The sequence below is a fragment of the Pseudomonas sp. S3_A03 genome (assembly GCF_054668275.1).
In genome coordinates, this window is record NZ_CP162753.1 from 5,184,096 (window position 1) to 5,199,669 (window position 15,574).

12 protein-coding genes are annotated in these 15,574 nt (G+C 62.6%); 10 read left to right on the forward strand and 2 right to left on the reverse strand.

Features of this window, described 5'->3' with window-relative positions:
* Window positions 1-99: 99 nt before the first annotated feature.
* Both lon and AB4O25_RS23765 read right to left on the reverse strand, forming a co-directional pair.
* Window positions 100-2,520 (reverse strand): endopeptidase La, encoded by a 2,421-nt coding sequence (gene lon, locus AB4O25_RS23760; RefSeq protein WP_460150019.1) that lies wholly within the window; start codon window positions 2,518-2,520, stop codon window positions 100-102.
* Between the two features lie 126 nt (window positions 2,521-2,646).
* Entirely contained in the window at window positions 2,647-3,636 is a 990-nt protein-coding gene (locus AB4O25_RS23765) for a GntR family transcriptional regulator (protein WP_065877233.1), read from the reverse strand.
* Between the two features lie 343 nt (window positions 3,637-3,979).
* On the opposite strand from AB4O25_RS23765, the gene AB4O25_RS23770 reads away from it, so the two are divergent.
* The 10 genes from AB4O25_RS23770 (at window position 3,980) to AB4O25_RS23815 (ending at window position 15,483) form a co-directional block, all read left to right on the forward strand.
* Entirely contained in the window at window positions 3,980-5,302 is a 1,323-nt protein-coding gene (locus AB4O25_RS23770; protein WP_135196522.1) for an amidase, read from the forward strand.
* An 11-nt stretch (window positions 5,303-5,313) separates the two neighbouring features.
* Entirely contained in the window at window positions 5,314-6,192 is an 879-nt protein-coding gene (locus AB4O25_RS23775) for a polysaccharide deacetylase family protein (protein ID WP_065877231.1), read from the forward strand.
* A 31-nt stretch (window positions 6,193-6,223) separates the two neighbouring features.
* Window positions 6,224-7,564, forward strand: a complete 1,341-nt coding sequence (locus AB4O25_RS23780; protein WP_017526284.1) for an MFS transporter — start codon at window positions 6,224-6,226, stop codon at window positions 7,562-7,564.
* 10 nt (window positions 7,565-7,574) lie between these two features.
* Window positions 7,575-8,336 carry an SDR family NAD(P)-dependent oxidoreductase gene (locus AB4O25_RS23785; protein WP_460150020.1) on the forward strand — a complete coding sequence of 254 codons (762 nt, stop codon included), beginning with the start codon at window positions 7,575-7,577 and terminating at the stop codon, window positions 8,334-8,336.
* Between the two features lie 325 nt (window positions 8,337-8,661).
* Window positions 8,662-9,594, forward strand: a complete 933-nt coding sequence (locus AB4O25_RS23790; protein ID WP_068931592.1) for an IS110 family transposase — start codon at window positions 8,662-8,664, stop codon at window positions 9,592-9,594.
* A 139-nt stretch (window positions 9,595-9,733) separates the two neighbouring features.
* On the forward strand, window positions 9,734-10,483 hold the full coding sequence (locus tag AB4O25_RS23795; RefSeq protein WP_017526286.1) for an SDR family NAD(P)-dependent oxidoreductase: 750 nt from the start codon (window positions 9,734-9,736) through the stop codon (window positions 10,481-10,483).
* A 13-nt stretch (window positions 10,484-10,496) separates the two neighbouring features.
* Window positions 10,497-10,796, forward strand: coding sequence for a hypothetical protein (locus AB4O25_RS23800; protein WP_017526287.1), 300 nt, complete (start codon window positions 10,497-10,499; stop codon window positions 10,794-10,796).
* On the forward strand, window positions 10,793-11,767 hold the full coding sequence (locus tag AB4O25_RS23805; RefSeq protein WP_017526288.1) for a CobW family GTP-binding protein: 975 nt from the start codon (window positions 10,793-10,795) through the stop codon (window positions 11,765-11,767). The genes AB4O25_RS23800 and AB4O25_RS23805 overlap by 4 nt, the downstream gene beginning before the upstream one ends.
* Complete coding sequence (locus AB4O25_RS23810) at window positions 11,764-12,936, forward strand: ABC transporter substrate-binding protein (RefSeq protein ID WP_017526289.1); 1,173 nt, start codon at window positions 11,764-11,766, stop codon at window positions 12,934-12,936. Before AB4O25_RS23805 ends, AB4O25_RS23810 begins: the two co-directional genes overlap by 4 nt.
* Window positions 12,937-13,146: 210 nt before the next feature.
* A complete protein-coding gene (locus AB4O25_RS23815) occupies window positions 13,147-15,483 on the forward strand; it encodes a putative bifunctional diguanylate cyclase/phosphodiesterase (protein WP_460150021.1) in 2,337 nt (778 codons plus the stop codon).
* Window positions 15,484-15,574 lie beyond the last annotated feature (91 nt).

Genomic DNA, 15,574 nt, shown 5'->3' on the forward strand with positions numbered 1-15,574 from the left:
ATCGGGGGCAAGCCCCCTCCCACATTTTGATGTGTGAACACATTCAAAAGTGGGAGGGGGCTTGCTCCCGATGCGGCCTTCACAGGCGCTGCAGATTTATCAGAAAAGCACCTTCGCCACATCCGCAAAGCGCTTGGCAAAGTGCACGGTCATGCCTTCCTTCAGGTAGTTCGGCAACTCTTCAAAGCTGCCGCGATTGGGCTCCGGCAAAATCAGCTCATGGATCTTCTGGCGCCGCGCCGCAATCACCTTTTCACGCACACCGCCAATCGGCAGCACGTGCCCGGTCAATGTCAGTTCGCCGGTCATGGCCACGCCTTTTTTCGGCGGCTGGTTGCGCGCCAACGACAACAGCGCACTGGCCATGGTCACGCCGGCGCTCGGGCCGTCCTTCGGTGTGGCGCCTTCCGGTACGTGCAAGTGCACGAAGGCTTCGTCGAAGAACTTCGGATCACCGCCAAACGACTTCAGGTTTGAGCTGATGTAGCTGTAGGCGATTTCGGCGGACTCTTTCATCACTTCACCCAACTGCCCGGTGAGCTTGAAGCCACGGTTGAGCGTGTGGATGCGAGTGGCTTCGATCGGCAATGTCGCGCCGCCCATGCTGGTCCAGGCCAAACCTGTGATCACGCCGGTGCCCGACAGTACCTGCTCGTTGCGAAACACCGGCATTCCCAGGGAGCTTTCCAGATCCTTGTTGCCGATCTTGATCACCGCGTCCGGCTCATCCAGCAGCTTGACTACCGCTTTGCGCACCAGTTTGCCCAACTGTTTTTCCAACTGACGCACCCCGGCTTCGCGGGCGTAGCCGTCGATCAATGCGCGCAGGGCGCCGTCGCTGATGGTCAGGCTGTTTTTCGCCACGCCGGCTTTTTCCAGCTGCTTGGGCCACAGGTGGCGTTTGGCGATGGCGACTTTTTCTTCGGTGATATAGCCCGACAGGCGAATCACTTCCATACGGTCGAGCAACGGGCCGGGGATCGAATCCAGGGTGTTGGCGGTGCACACGAACAGCACTTTGGACAGGTCCAGGCGCAGGTCCAGGTAGTGGTCTAGAAATTCGACGTTCTGCTCCGGGTCCAGGGTTTCCAGCAGCGCGGAGGCCGGGTCGCCCTGGAAGCTCTGGCCCATCTTGTCGATCTCGTCGAGCATGATCACCGGGTTCATCACTTCCACATCTTTAAGCGCCTGCACCAGCTTGCCCGGCAGGGCGCCGATGTAGGTGCGGCGATGGCCCTTGATCTCGGCCTCGTCGCGCATGCCGCCGACGCTGAAGCGGTAGAACGGTCGGCCCAGGGACTCGGCGATGGACTTGCCCACGCTGGTCTTGCCCACGCCCGGCGGGCCAACGAGCAGCACGATGGAACCGGCGACTTCGCCTTTATAGGCTCCCACCGCGAGGAATTCGAGGATACGGCTCTTGATGTCGTCCAGGCCGGCATGGTGTTTATCCAACACCTTGCGCGCATGTTTGAGGTCGAGTTTGTCCTCGCCATAGACGCCCCACGGCACTGCGGTGGCCCAGTCGAGGTAGTTGCGGGTGACCGCGTATTCCGGCGAGCCGGTTTCCAGGATCGACAGTTTATTGAGTTCTTCATCAATACGTTTTTGCGTCTGGGCCGGCAGCACCTTGCCTTGCAGCCGTTGCTCGAACTGTTCGACATCCGCACTGCGGTCGTCCTTGGTCAAGCCCAGCTCTTGCTGGATGACCTTGAGCTGTTCCTTGAGGAAAAACTCGCGCTGGTGCTCACCGATCTTGCGGTTCACCTCGGCGGAAAGTTCTTTTTGCAGGCGCGCGACCTCTACCTCTTTGCGCAGCATCGGCAGCACTTTTTCCATGCGTTTGAGCATGGGCACGCAGTCCAGCACTTCCTGCAATTCGTTACCGGTGGCCGAGGTCAGCGCGGCGGCAAAGTCGGTCAGCGGCGACGGGTCGTTGGGGCTGAAGCGATTGAGGTAGTTTTTCAGCTCTTCGCTGTACAGCGGGTTGAGCGGCAGCAGCTCCTTGATCGCGTTGATCAGCGCCATGCCGTAGGCCTTGACCTCATCGGTCGGCTCGGAGGGCTGGTGCGGGTATTCGACTTCCACCAGGTACGGTGGGCGGTGGTGCTTGAGCCAGGTCTTGATGCGCACCCGCGTCAGGCCCTGCGCAACGAATTGCAGCTTGCCGTTCTCACGGCTGGCGTGGTGCACCTTCACCAGCGTGCCGTACAGCGGCAGGCTGGAGGTGTCGAAGTGGCGCGGATCTTCCGGCGGCGTGTCCATGAAAAACAGCGCGAGGGAATGGTGGTCGGATTTGCTCACCAGCTCCAGGGTCTCGGCCCACGGGTCTTCATTGACGATCACCGGCAACACTTGCGCCGGGAAGAACGGCCGGTTGTGGATCGGGATGATGTAGACCTTGTCCGGCAGGTTTTGCCCAGGCAGGGCCAGGCCCGTATTGGACGAAGGGGATTCAGCGTTTTGGGGGTCGGCGTAGTCGTTGAGGTCGTAATCGGGGAATTCTTGCTGGTCGCTCATGGGGCACCTGCATCAGGAAGTATGGTGCTTAGATGGGGCAGGGCAATGGTGGTTTCAATGGGGGCGGTGACATAGCAACAATTTGCATGAAATTTCGCATGTGACTCGGTCAATGTGGGGGCTTGCTCAGCTGATTTTCTGCAGGTAGGCGGGCAGCGGTTGTTCAGGAAGTACGGAAAGCACCTTCAACCGCTGCAACATCCGCTGGCTGGCCCGTTGCAAATGCTCGCGCAAATTCAACGCCGCCGCATCAAACGCGCCATGCAGCAACAACTCCAGAATCAAGCGATGTTCAGCCAACATCGCCGGATCAGCGCCGATCCCCAGCAAACGGTAGAAAATCCGGCTGATGATCATCGGGCTCTGGCCCTGGCGAATCAGCGCGGCGATCTTGCGGTTCTGCAGCCCGGCCAGGCAGCGCTGGTGCAGGTCCTCTTCGATCTGCTCGATGGCTTCCAGGCTGCATTGCGGGCTGTCCTGGGCGTCGAGCACGCGTTGCAACATGGCTTGGAGCAGGTCGCGGTCCAGGTCCGGTGCGCTTTGGCGCAGGGCTTCGGGCTCCAGGCAGGCGCGCAGTTCGTAGTCTTCGGTGACTTCCCTGGCAGTCAGCGGGCCGGCCAGCCATTGGGAGTAGGGCTCCTTTTCGACCAGGCCACGGTCGCGCAGGCGCATCAGCGCTTCACGCACCACTGCGCGGCTGACGCCGTAATGGGCGGCGGCGGCTTGCTCATCCAGGCGGTAATGGCCGAAAGCGATGCAGGTGGACAGCGCCGCGCCAATCTCCTCAACGATGCGCTCGCCCAGCGGCCGCGTGTCCACCAGTTCACCCTCATCGTTCAGGCCCAACTGCCCATGGCTCAGCGGCAGGCGCAGCGGCTCCATGGCCAGGCCGTCGGGGTTGATCAGGTAACCGCGCCCGTTGAAACGGCAGATCAGGCCTTCGGCGTGCAGCAGGTCCAGCGCCTTGCGCACCGGCACGCGGCTGGTGCCGAACAGCTCGGCCAGCGGGGCTTCCAGCAACACCAGCCCATGGCGCGCCGTGCCGTTGACGATCGCATCACGCAGCACTTGGTGAATCATCGCGTAACGGGAGGCCGAGGCGGACACTGCTTTCATCGCGTTCTCTGAGAATTCTGGGGCATGTAGGGCGGTGGCCGGGGATTCTCTCATAGATGCGCCTGTCACTCTGCGCCACGGTGATGGCACTTTTTTGGGGCCTTGAAGCCGAGAATGTTACTTTTCTGCACCAAAATGTACTTATTAATAAAAGATACATTATTCCATTGAAGGCCTATCGGTCCGCCCCGGCCGTATTTTTTTCGGTCAGCGTACGCATCTAGCCAGCACGTCCAGGCGAAAAAACCGATAAGACCAAAACACCTGCCTGAAGACTGGCACGGAATCTGCCTTTGTAAAATGTACATTTTATTAATATGTACGTTTTATGAGGTGCAGCCCAATGTCAGACGCCACGTCAATGGCCGAGGATTTTGCCAGCGGTCGCAGCGACCCGGTGCAAGCCCTCGAACACGCGATCGACCAAGCGGGACGCTACGCCGGCGTGTTTATCAGCCTGACCCTCGAGCGCGCGCGCCGTGAAGCCGAAGCCGCCGCCGCACGCTGGCGTGCTGGCCAGCCGTTGAGTGTGTTCGATGGCGTGCCCCTGGCCTGGAAAGACCTGTTCGATGTAGCCGGCAGCGTCACCACCGCCGGCGCCGCTTACCGTCGCAACGCGCCCGCCGCCTTGCTCGATGCACCCAGCGTGGGCCTGTTGTGCCGTGCCGGGATGGTCAGCGTCGGCAAGACCAACCTCAGCGAGCTGGCCTATTCGGGCCTCGGCCTCAACCCGCATTTCGGTACGCCGCGCAACCCGCGTGGGGTCGACCAACCGCGCATTCCCGGCGGTTCGTCATCCGGTTCGGCGGTGGCCGTTGCGGCCAATATCGTGCCGATCGCGATGGGTACCGATACCGCCGGCTCCATCCGTATTCCGGCGGCGCTCAATGGCCTGGTCGGTTACCGCAGCAGCAGCCGACGCTACAGCCGTGACGGCGTGTTCCCGCTGGCGCGCACCCTCGATAGCCTCGGCCCACTGACCCGCAGTGTGCGCGATGCACTGGCCATCGATGATCTGTTGCATGGCCGCACCCAAACCCACCGCGCGCGCCCGCTCAAAGGCCAGCGCTTTGTGTTGGCGCAACAGGATGTCGAACCGGCCGTGCGCAATAACCTGCTGCGCGCCGTGGAACAACTCAAGGCCCAGGGCGCGCTGATCGAAGAACGCGAATGCCCGACGTTCCAGGCCACCCTGGCCCTGATCAAGCACCACGGCTGGCTCGGCGCCTTCGAGGCCTTCGCCCTGCACGAAACCTTGCTGGACAGCCACGATGCCGAGCAGCTCGACCCCCGCGTACGCCGTCGCCTCGAAGCGGCGCGGTCGCTGCCCGCCAGCCAACTCATGCACTTGATCGACGCCCGCCAACGCCTGCAACAGCAACTGATCGATGACCTGGATGGCGCCGTCCTCATCACGCCAACCGTCGCCCATGTCGCGCCGGCCCTGGCACCGCTGGAAGCCGACGACGCGCTGTTCGTCAGCACCAACCTCGCCACCCTGCGCCTGACCATGCCCGGCAGTCTGCTCGACATGCCCGGCGTGAACCTGCCCAGTGGCCACGATGCCCTGGGCTTGCCCACCGGGCTGCTGCTCAGCGCCCCGACGGGAGAAGACGCGCGCCTGTTGCGCGCGGCCCTGTCCGTCGAATCCGTACTTAACGTTTAAGGAGACACACCATGGCTAAAGACATCCTCTGTGCATTTGGCGTCGACGTTGACGCCGTCGCCGGCTGGCTCGGCTCCTATGGCGGCGAAGACTCACCGGACGACATCTCCCGTGGCCTGTTCGCCGGTGAAGTCGGCGCGCCGCGCCTGCTCAAATTGTTCGAACGCTACGGCCTGCGCACCACCTGGTTTATCCCTGGCCACTCGATGGAAACCTTCCCCGAGCAGATGAAAGCCGTGGCCGACGCCGGCCACGAAATCGGCGTGCATGGCTACAGCCACGAAAACCCCATCGCGATGACCGCCGAGCAGGAAGAAATCGTGCTCGACAAGTCCATCGACCTGATCACCCAGGTCACTGGCAAACGCCCCACCGGCTACGTCGCGCCCTGGTGGGAATTCAGCAAGGTCACCAACGAGCTGCTGCTGAAAAAAGGCATCAAGTACGACCACAGCCTGATGCACAACGACTTCCATCCCTACTACGTGCGCAAGGGCGACAGCTGGACCAAGATCGACTACAGCCAGCACCCCGACACCTGGATGAAACCCCTGGTGCGCGGCGAAGAAACCGACCTGGTGGAGATCCCGGCCAACTGGTACCTCGACGACCTGCCGCCGATGATGTTCATCAAGAAAGCCCCCAACAGCCACGGCTTCGTCAACCCGCGTCACCTCGAAGAAATGTGGCGCGACCAGTTTGACTGGGTCTACCGCGAACACGAACACGCGGTGTTCACCATGACCATCCACCCCGACGTGTCCGGCCGCCCGCAAGTGCTGTTGATGCTTGAGCGCCTGATCGAACACATCCAGAGCCATGCCGGCGTGCGCTTCGTCACCTTCGACGAAATCGCCGACGACTTTATCCGCCGCCAACCCCGTTCCTGACCTTCTGCCCCCCCACCCTCGAGGCGCGATTATGTCCATCTACAACAAGCTTGATCTGACTGGCTGGAAACCTCGGCAACTGACGTCCCAGGAAGTGCGTTTCGCCACCTGGATCGCGTTTTTCGCCTGGGTGTTTGCGGTGTACGACTTCATCCTGTTCGGCACCTTGCTGCCGGAGATCGGCCGGCACTTCGGTTGGGGCGAAGTGGAGCAAGCACAAATCGCGACCTGGGTGGCGGTGGGGACCGCCGTCGTCGCTTTGGCCATCGGGCCGATCGTCGACAAACTGGGGCGACGCAAAGGGATTATTTTCACCGTGGCCGGTTCCGCATTGTGCTCGGCGCTGACCGCGATTGGCGGGGCCTGGGGCAAGTCGCCGCTGATTCTGATCCGTTCGCTGGGCGGCCTGGGTTATGCCGAAGAAACCGTCAACGCCACCTATTTGACCGAGTTATATGGCGCCTCCGAAGACCCGCGGCTGACCCAGCGTCGCGGCTTTATCTACAGCCTGGTGCAGGGCGGCTGGCCGGTGGGGGCGTTGATCGCCGCCGGCTTGACCGCGCTGTTGCTGCCGATCATCGGCTGGCAGGGCTGCTTCATCTTCGCGGCGATCCCGGCGATTGTGATCGCGATCATGGCGCGCAAGCTCAAGGAAAGCCCGCAGTTCCAGATCCACGAACGCATCAGCCAACTGCGTAAAAGCGGCGCGGTGAGCGAAGCGCAAAACGTCGCCATCACCTACGGCGTCGACTACGACGAACACAGCAAGGCCGGCCTCAAAGCGGCGTTCCGTGGCCCGGCCCGTCGCGCCACGTTGGTGATCGGCGCCGCGCTGTTGCTCAACTGGGCGGCGATCCAGGTGTTCAGTGTGTTGGGTACCTCGGTGATCGTCAGCGTGCACCACATCTCGTTCGAGAACTCGCTGATCATCCTCGTGCTGTCGAACCTGGTGGGTTACTGCGGTTACCTCAGCCACGGCTGGATGGGCGACAAGATTGGCCGGCGCAACGTGATCGGCCTCGGCTGGATGCTCGGCGGCCTGTCGTTTGCCGGGATGCTGTTCGGCCCGAGCAACATGGCGATGGTGGTCGGGCTGTACAGCCTGGGCCTGTTCTTCCTGATCGGGCCGTACTCGGCGGCGCTGTTCTTCATCAGCGAAAGTTTCCCCACCAGCATTCGTGCCACCGGTGGCGCGATCATCCACGCCATGGGCCCGATCGGTGCGGTGGTTGCAGGCTTCGGTGCCACCCAAGTGTTGTCCGCCGGTAGCGATTGGCAGACCGCCGCCCTCTGGTTCGGCGCGGTGCCGTGCTTTTTGTCCGGCATGTTGATGTTTGCCGCGCGCCATGTGCGCCCGGAAACCGTTCAGTAAGGAGTGTGAGATGAGCCGTAAAGTTGCCTTGATCACCGGTGCCGCCAGCGGCATCGGCCAAGCCCTCGCGGTGGCCTACGCGCGAGTGGGCGTGGCGGTGGTGGGCGGGTATTACCCGGCCGGCCCGCATGACCCGCAAAGTACCGTCGCCCTGGTGGAACAGGCCGGTGGCGCGTGCCTGATGCTGGCGTTGGATGTGGGCGATACCGCCTCGGTAGACGCACTGGCCGCGCAAGCCGTGCAGCACTTTGGCCGGCTGGATTACGCGGTGGCCAACGCCGGTTTGCTGCGCCGTGCGCCACTGCTGGAAATGACGGATGCGCTGTGGGACGAGATGCTCAACGTCGACCTGACCGGGGTGATGCGTACCTTCCGCGCCGCGACCCGGCATATGCATGACGGCGGCGCGCTGGTGGCGATTTCCTCGATTGCCGGTGGCGTGTATGGCTGGCAGGAGCACTCACACTATGCCGCCGCCAAGGCCGGTGTGCCGGGGTTATGCCGTTCGCTGGCGGTGGAACTGGCGGCCAGGGGCATTCGTTGCAATGCGGTGATCCCTGGGTTGATCGAGACGCCGCAGTCGCTGGATGCAAAGAACTCGTTGGGCCCGCAGGGCTTGGCCAAAGCGGCGCGCTCGATCCCGCTGGGCCGGGTCGGGCGCGCGGATGAAGTGGCGTCGCTGGTGCAGTTCCTGACCAGTGAAGCCTCAAGTTACCTCACAGGCCAAAGCATCGTCATCGACGGCGGCTTGACCGTACGCTGGCCCGACTGACGGATGTACTCAATCCAACTGTGGGAGGGGCGGTGCGACGATTCGACGTGCTCCCGATAGCGGTGTATCAGTCACAGCGGCTCTAACTGAACCACCGACATCGGGAGCAAGCCCCCTTGTGTCTTGATACGGGATTAAGCTGAGAGTGAGAGGGTGAGTGGCAAGCTGAATGCCCGAAGTGCTTAAAGCACGTGTGGGAGCCCATGCTGCCACTCACTTCTCCGCTCTGGACATGAGCCCGAACAGTTGAACGAGCCCACCTCGAACAGTTACAAGCGTGGGCCAAGCCAGAGCGCTCTCACTTTTAGTGTAAGAGGGTTTGGCTATGTTTTCCTATCCAGCAGGCATTGATGTTTCCAAGGACAGCCTTGAAGCTCGAGTTCATCAGGTTGACGTTGGGGTAAATTGCGCTAACGCCGAAGAAGATTTCCCTGGGTTGATTGGGTGGCTATTGCTTCACCAGGTCGGACGCGTGGTGTTGGAGGCTACTGGCGGTTATGAGCGCAAAGTCATGAAGGCGCTTCAGGCTGCGGGCCTTAATGTCATCTGCGTCAATCCCCGTCGGGCCAAGAGTTTTTCCAGGGCGATGGGGCAACACGCTAAAACCGACCCGATAGACGCAAAGTCTCTTGCGCAGTTCGCAGCGGTTCTCGACTCACCAAGCAGCCGAATCACCAGCCCGGAACATGACGAGTTGCGCGCGTTAGTCCAGCAGCGAGAGAACTTTGTTCAGCAGAGGGACGATGACAGAAGGCGCCTGAAAACAGCCTCCTGCGACGTAGTAAAACCGGCGTTGCAGAGCCATATCGACTACTTGAGCAAGGCTGTGAACGCGATAGAGCAGCTGATTCGCGAAACCGCCAACAGGCTAGACCGCGAAAAGGTCGAACGCCTGTGCTCAGTTAAGGGCATCGGGCTCATTACGGCGGCTAGCCTAATGGCATATCTGCCGGAGCTGGGCGAGATTGGCAGGCGTCCGATCACGGCGCTAGCGGGCCTCGCTCCGTATAACAACGACAGTGGGAAACACCAAGGTGCGCGTCACATTAGCGGCGGGAGGTTTTCCGTGCGTCGCTCGCTCTACATGGCCTGCTGGGTTGTCATCCGGGAACAGCCTGAATTCCAAGCCCGCTATAAAGCACTGCGCGACAAAGGCAAACGCGCAAAAGTTGCGCTAATCGCATGCATGCGTGTTTTGTTAGTCAGGCTGAACGCGATGCTGCGTTATAGAGCCGAATGGAAAGAACACGCTGCCTGAATCGGTAGCGATATGTGGTTGAAGGTCACACGGCTTGAAGCTGTGGGAGCTTGGCTGTCTTAAAAAGCGATGCCAAAGTTAGGGTCATCAAGACAGTTGCTCCCACATTGGACCTGTGTTTGCTTTAGGAGATAGGTATATGCCCCAACTTTCTAACCGCCGCGCCGTCATCACTGGTGCCGGCAGCGGTATCGGCGCCGCCATTGCCCGTGCCTATGCGGCTGAAGGCGCGCGCCTGGTGTTGGCCGACCGCAACGCCGCCAGCCTCGCCGAAACCGCGATCACCTGTCGCAACCTCGGCGCCGAGGTGTTCGAGTGCCTGGCCGATGTCGGCACGGTCGAAGGCGCCCAGGCCAGTGTCGACCGTTGCGTCGAGCACTTCGGCGGCATCGATATCCTGGTCAACAACGCCGGCATGCTCACGCAGGCACGTTGCGTCGACCTGTCCATCGACATGTGGAACGACATGCTGCGCGTCGACCTGACCAGCGTGTTCGTCGCCAGCCAACGTGCCCTGCCGCACATGCTCGCGCAGCGCTGGGGGCGGATCATCAACGTCGCCTCGCAACTGGGTATCAAGGGCGGTGCCGAGCTGACTCACTACGCGGCGGCCAAGGCGGGGGTGATCGGCTTTACCAAGTCCCTGGCCCTGGAAGTGGCCAAGGACAATGTGCTGGTCAACGCCATCGCCCCTGGCCCGATTGAAACGCCGTTGGTGGGCGGGATCAGCGCCGAATGGAAACGCGCCAAGGCCGCCGAACTGCCCCTGGGCCGCTTCGGCCTGGCGGATGAAGTGGCGCCCACCGCCGTGCTGCTCGCCAGCGAACCGGGCGGCAACCTGTTCGTCGGCCAGACCCTGGGCCCCAACTCCGGCGATGTCATGCCATGAGCGGGGTTTAGCCATGTGCGGACTGTGCGGTTTGCTCGGCGAAGACCTGCACTGGAGCGACCCGCTGGGCGATGAATTGCCCAGGCGGCGTGAGCGCCTGCGTCGCATCGCGGCGATCAACCAGGTGCTGGCGGTGTTCCGGCTCAAGGTCGAAGACTTTCAGGGCGCGTCCTACCTGCTGCTCGGTGCGACCGGCAAACAGGCACTGGCCAGCGGCCTGGATCAACTCTGGCTGGCGGCCGAAAGCATGCTTGGCCGGGCGTTGGATCCTCTCGATCCAAGGCTGTTGGATCACTTGGAGTCAGCCCCATGAGCATTGCCCTGAATGTCATCACCGGTTTCCTCGGCAGCGGCAAGACCACCTTGCTCAAGCGCCTGCTGCAAGGTGAAAGCCTGGGCGACACAGCGTTGCTGATCAACGAATTCGGCGATGTCGGCATCGACCATCTGCTGGTGGAAGAGGTCGCGCCGGACACCGTGCTGTTGCCCAGTGGCTGTGTCTGTTGCTCGATTCGTGGCGAACTCAAGGACGCCTTGCTCGGCCTGTTGCAACGCCGCGAGCGTGGCGAAATACCCGCGTTCAAACGCGTCATCCTCGAAACCACCGGCCTGGCCGACCCGGCGCCGATCCTCGCGACGTTGAACAACGACGTGCAACTGCGCGGGCGCTTCCATATCGGCCTTGTTATCACCCTGGTCGACGCCAGCCATGCCGCGCTGCAAGAGCGCCTGCACCCGGAATGGCTGGCCCAGGTCGCCGCCGCCGACCGCTTGCTGCTGAGCAAGACCGACCTGGCCGGCGATTGCACGCCGTTGCGTGCGCACTTGCAGGCGCTCAACGCCGGTACACCGATCCTCATCACCACGGACATCCACAGCGGCGATCAACTGCTGCTGGGCGAGGGGTTGCGCAGCGCCGAACCGGCCGTGGAAGTCAGCCGCTGGCAACTGCACCAGGCCACCAGCGCCAGCCATGGCGCCGCGCAGGTGTGCAGCCTGACTTTCGACCAGCCGCTCGATTGGGTCGGCTTCGGGGTGTGGCTGTCGATGCTGCTAAGATGCCACGGCGAACGAATCCTTCGCGTCAAAGGACTGCTCAACGTGAACGCCAGTAACGCCCCCATCGTCATTCATGGCGTGCAGCATTGCCTGCATGCGCCGGTGCACTTGCCCGCGTGGCCCGGCACCGACCGCCAGTCACGCCTGGTATTTATCCTGCGCGGCCTCGACCCGGCATTGCTGCGCCGTTCCTTTGATGTGTTCTCGCGGCGGTTCGCGGCATGATCACACTGCGCGTCCTGGGTACCTCGGTGACCCTGCTCGAAACCTTGCGCGTGCGCGCCGAACAGGAACTGGGCATTCGCCTGGTCTACCAGGTGCATGACGTCGAACAGGCCCAGCGCATCGCGGTGATGCAGCCCGACAGCTATGACCTGTACGACCAGTGGTTTCACAACGTCGACTTCGTGTGGCCGGCGCGGGCGATCCAGCCCATCGACACCCGGCGTATCGCCTTGTGGCATGAGATCAACGACCTGCCCAAGCGCGGTCGCCTGTCACCCCATGACCGTTTGGGCAGCGGCAGCGTGCCCAGCGAACGCCTGTTCGTGCAGCACGACGGCAGCCTGGGCAGCACGGTTACCGAACGCATCAGCATGTTGCCCCTGACCCACAACGCCGACAGTTTCGCCTACCGCCCCGAGCGCTTGCCCGAGGGTTTTTGCCACGGCAACGAGAGCTGGGGCTGGCTGCTGGACCCGGCCTGGCGCGCGCGCACCGCATTGCAAAGCGATGCCGCCATCGGTGCGCTGGATGCCGCGCTGGCGGTGCAGGGCGCGGGGTTGGCGCACTTCAGGGACATCGGCAATATGAGCATCGAAGAGATCGATGTGCTCGCCGATATCCTGGTGCGCAAACAAAAGGGCGGCCACTTCGCCGCGTTCTGGTCGGACGATGAGGAGGCCGCGCAATTGATGCTCAGCCCCAGCATCGATATCCAGAGCCTGTGGTCGCCGACCTTGATGCGCCTGCATCGCGCGGGCGTGAAATACCGCCTGGCGGTGCCCCGCGAGGGCTATCGCGCCTGGTTCGGTGGCTTGTCACTGTCGCGTCATGCCCAAGGCCCGGTGCTGGATGCGGCGTATGCGTACCTCAATTGGTGGCTGTCCGGCTGGCCCGGCGCGGTGATGGCGCGCCAGGGTTACTACATCGGCAACCCGGCGCGCAGCCGCGACCACCTGAGCAGCGCCGAATGGGACTACTGGTACGCCGGCCTGCCTGCGCGGGAAGAACTGGTGGGCAGCGACGATTTGCCGTTGATCGATATCGGCGAAGTGCGCGATGGCGGGTCGTACGAACAGCGCATGGGGCATATCGCCGTGTGGAACTCGGTGATGGATGAACACAACTATCTGGTGCGGCGCTGGGGGGACTTTATGCGCGCCCGTGGCTGAGGCGTCGACTCAGTGCTCGTCGCCCATCAAACATCGGTGAAGCACCCGATTTTATTGGGTGGACTTATGCGTTTCGCCAGCTAATCTGCTAATTCCAAATATCCAATAAAAATGGATATTTTTTTGACGCCAGGTCAGCTGTTGCAAGGAATGCACATGACAAAGGGACGTAGTGGCAGAAGCAGGCTAACGCTGCCAGAGGGCACTGCCATGACGTGGCGCCATACGTTCCAAACCCGCATCGCCGGGGTGCTGGCGCTGTTGCTGCTGGTGGTGGTGGCCGCCACGTATTTCGCGGTCAAGACCGCCACTACACGTGCGGTGGAGAACCAGGCCCAGGTCCAGTTGAACACCGGTCGCCAGGTGTTCGAACGCTTGCTCGACCTGCGCGGGCGGCGCCTGCAATACGGGCTGGGTTGGCTGACCGCAGACGGCCCGTTCAAGCAGGCCGTGGCCGCAGGCAACCCGGCCAAGGTTCTGGCTGCATTGCGCCGGCACGGCACGGGCATTCGGTCCAGCGAAGTGTTTGTGCTGGGGCTCGACGGCGATGTAATGGTCAGCACCTTGGCGCTCTTCACCCGTGGCCAGACCTTCCCCTACCGCGATGCATTGCGCCAGGCGCGGCGCAGTGGTCTGCAAATGCTCATCGTCGCCATGGACGGGCGCCCCTACTTGCTGGTGCAAGACCAGGTGCTCGACCCACAGCCCATCGCGCGGGTGGTCATGGGGTTTCCCATGGATACGCTGTTTGCCAATGAATTGCGCTCCATGAGCAACCTGGACGTATCGTTCCTCAGCGTGCAGGCCGGCCGGCCCGGCCCGTTGTTCAGCACCCAGCCTGTTGCGCATCAGGCCACCACCTTCAGCCTGCTGCGCGATGCGCCGGCCAACGCGCAGGCGTCAATCCAGCTGTTTTACGGCGAGCGCGTGCTCAGCCAAGTGGTGTCGCTGGCCAATACAGGGGGCGCCGATGAGGTGCGCGTGTTGCTGCAAAGCCCGCTGGAACATGCGCTGGAATCCTTTGCGCCGCTGGACCGGCAGTTCCTCGGGATTGCCCTGGCGGTGCTGGTGGTGTCGTTGGCCGGCGCGCTGTTCCTGGCGCGGCGCGTATCGCGCCCGCTGAATGCACTGGTGGAGGCGGCCGGGCGCATCGGTTCCGGTGATTACCGCACGCCGGTGCGGGTACGCGGCCACGATGAATTCGGCCTGCTGGCGCGCGCGTTCAATGCCATGCAAAGCGGCATCGCCGTGCGTGAGCGGCAACTGGCGCATAACGCGTTGCATGACCCGCTCACCGGCCTGCCCAATCGGGCCCTGGCCATGGAACGCCTGGGCAGTGCGATCAGTGCGCGGCGGCCGGTGGTGTTGCTGTACCTGGGCATCGAGAATTATCGGGCGATCAACGAAGGCTTCGGCCCCGAGGGCGTCGAAATCATGATGCGCGAAGCCAGCCGCTGTTTGTGCATGAGCCTGCTGGCCAGCGATACGGCGGCCCGCATCACCGGCAGCGAGTTTTTGCTGTTGCTGGAAAACACCGAAGTCGACCGCGCCGTGGCCCGCGCCGACCGTCTCTACGCATTGCTCACCGAACCCCAGCACATCGGCCATGACGAACTGCGCCACGAAGTGAGCATCGGCATTGCCGCTTACCCCGCCGACGGCCAGCAGGTGGAAGAGCTGATCAGCCGCGCCGCCATTGCCCGTCACGATGCGGCGGCGTTGCCCGGCTATTTGCAGGTGTACCAGCAGGACCGCGACCTGGCTCACCAGCGCCAGATCACCTTGATCCGCGACCTGCGCCGGGCCGCCGCTGAAGGCGAACTGCACCTGTGTTATCAGCCCAAGCTTGACCTCAAACACGGCCAGGTGCGCCAGGCCGAAGCCTTGCTGCGCTGGCAACACCCGACGTTCGGGCTGGTGTCGCCGGCCGAATTCATCCCCTTGGCCGAACGCACCGGCAGCATGGCCGGCCTGACCCAATGGGTGATCGAAGAGGCCATCCGCCAGAGTGCCGAATGGGCGCGGCGTGGCCTGCTGATCCAGCTGTCGGTGAACATCTCGGTGGATGACTTGGCCGATGATGACCTGGCCATCCGCGTTACCGCCTTGTTGGCGCAATACGCGGTACAGGCCGAGCAATTGATTTTCGAGATCACCGAAAGCGCGATCATGCACAACCCGCAACAGGCCTTGCGCGTGCTGGAGCAACTGCGCGGTTGCGGCATCAGCCTGGCGGTGGATGACTTCGGCACCGGTTATTCGTCGCTGGCGCAGTTGCAGCGCCTGCCGGTGCAGGAATTGAAGATCGACCAGTCCTTCGTGCGCAACCTGGACAGCACCAGCGGCGACGGCGTGATCGTGCGCTCGACCATCGAGATGAGCCACAACCTGGGGCTCAAGGTGGTGGCTGAAGGGGTGGAGTTCGAGCCGAGTTTGAAATTGCTCAAGCAATGGAATTGCGACACGGCGCAGGGGTACCTCATCAGCCGACCATTGAACGCCATGGCGTTCGAGAGGTGGCTGCGGCGTGAGCGTGCGCCCGTCTAGAACCCAGCCGGCGGGCTACAGAATTCCGCCGCGGGGTCGATAACCTCTACAGAGCTTGACCGATCGCATAGGTTTTTTGGCATTGAGTGAT

Excerpts from the sequence above, each read along its gene's own strand:
- AB4O25_RS23795 (WP_017526286.1), top strand. The coding sequence starts at position 9,734 with ATGCCCCAACTTTCTAACCGCCGCGCCGTCATCACTGGTGCCGGCAGC.
- lon (WP_460150019.1), bottom strand. The coding sequence starts at position 2,520 with ATGAGCGACCAGCAAGAATTCCCCGATTACGACCTCAACGACTACGCC.
- AB4O25_RS23765 (WP_065877233.1), bottom strand. The coding sequence starts at position 3,636 with ATGAAAGCAGTGTCCGCCTCGGCCTCCCGTTACGCGATGATTCACCAA.
- AB4O25_RS23785 (WP_460150020.1), top strand. The coding sequence starts at position 7,575 with ATGAGCCGTAAAGTTGCCTTGATCACCGGTGCCGCCAGCGGCATCGGC.
- AB4O25_RS23800 (WP_017526287.1), top strand. The coding sequence starts at position 10,497 with ATGTGCGGACTGTGCGGTTTGCTCGGCGAAGACCTGCACTGGAGCGAC.
- AB4O25_RS23780 (WP_017526284.1), top strand. The coding sequence starts at position 6,224 with ATGTCCATCTACAACAAGCTTGATCTGACTGGCTGGAAACCTCGGCAA.
- AB4O25_RS23770 (WP_135196522.1), top strand. The coding sequence starts at position 3,980 with ATGTCAGACGCCACGTCAATGGCCGAGGATTTTGCCAGCGGTCGCAGC.
- AB4O25_RS23775 (WP_065877231.1), top strand. The coding sequence starts at position 5,314 with ATGGCTAAAGACATCCTCTGTGCATTTGGCGTCGACGTTGACGCCGTC.
- AB4O25_RS23815 (WP_460150021.1), top strand. The coding sequence starts at position 13,147 with ATGACGTGGCGCCATACGTTCCAAACCCGCATCGCCGGGGTGCTGGCG.
- AB4O25_RS23805 (WP_017526288.1), top strand. The coding sequence starts at position 10,793 with ATGAGCATTGCCCTGAATGTCATCACCGGTTTCCTCGGCAGCGGCAAG.
- AB4O25_RS23790 (WP_068931592.1), top strand. The coding sequence starts at position 8,662 with ATGTTTTCCTATCCAGCAGGCATTGATGTTTCCAAGGACAGCCTTGAA.
- AB4O25_RS23810 (WP_017526289.1), top strand. The coding sequence starts at position 11,764 with ATGATCACACTGCGCGTCCTGGGTACCTCGGTGACCCTGCTCGAAACC.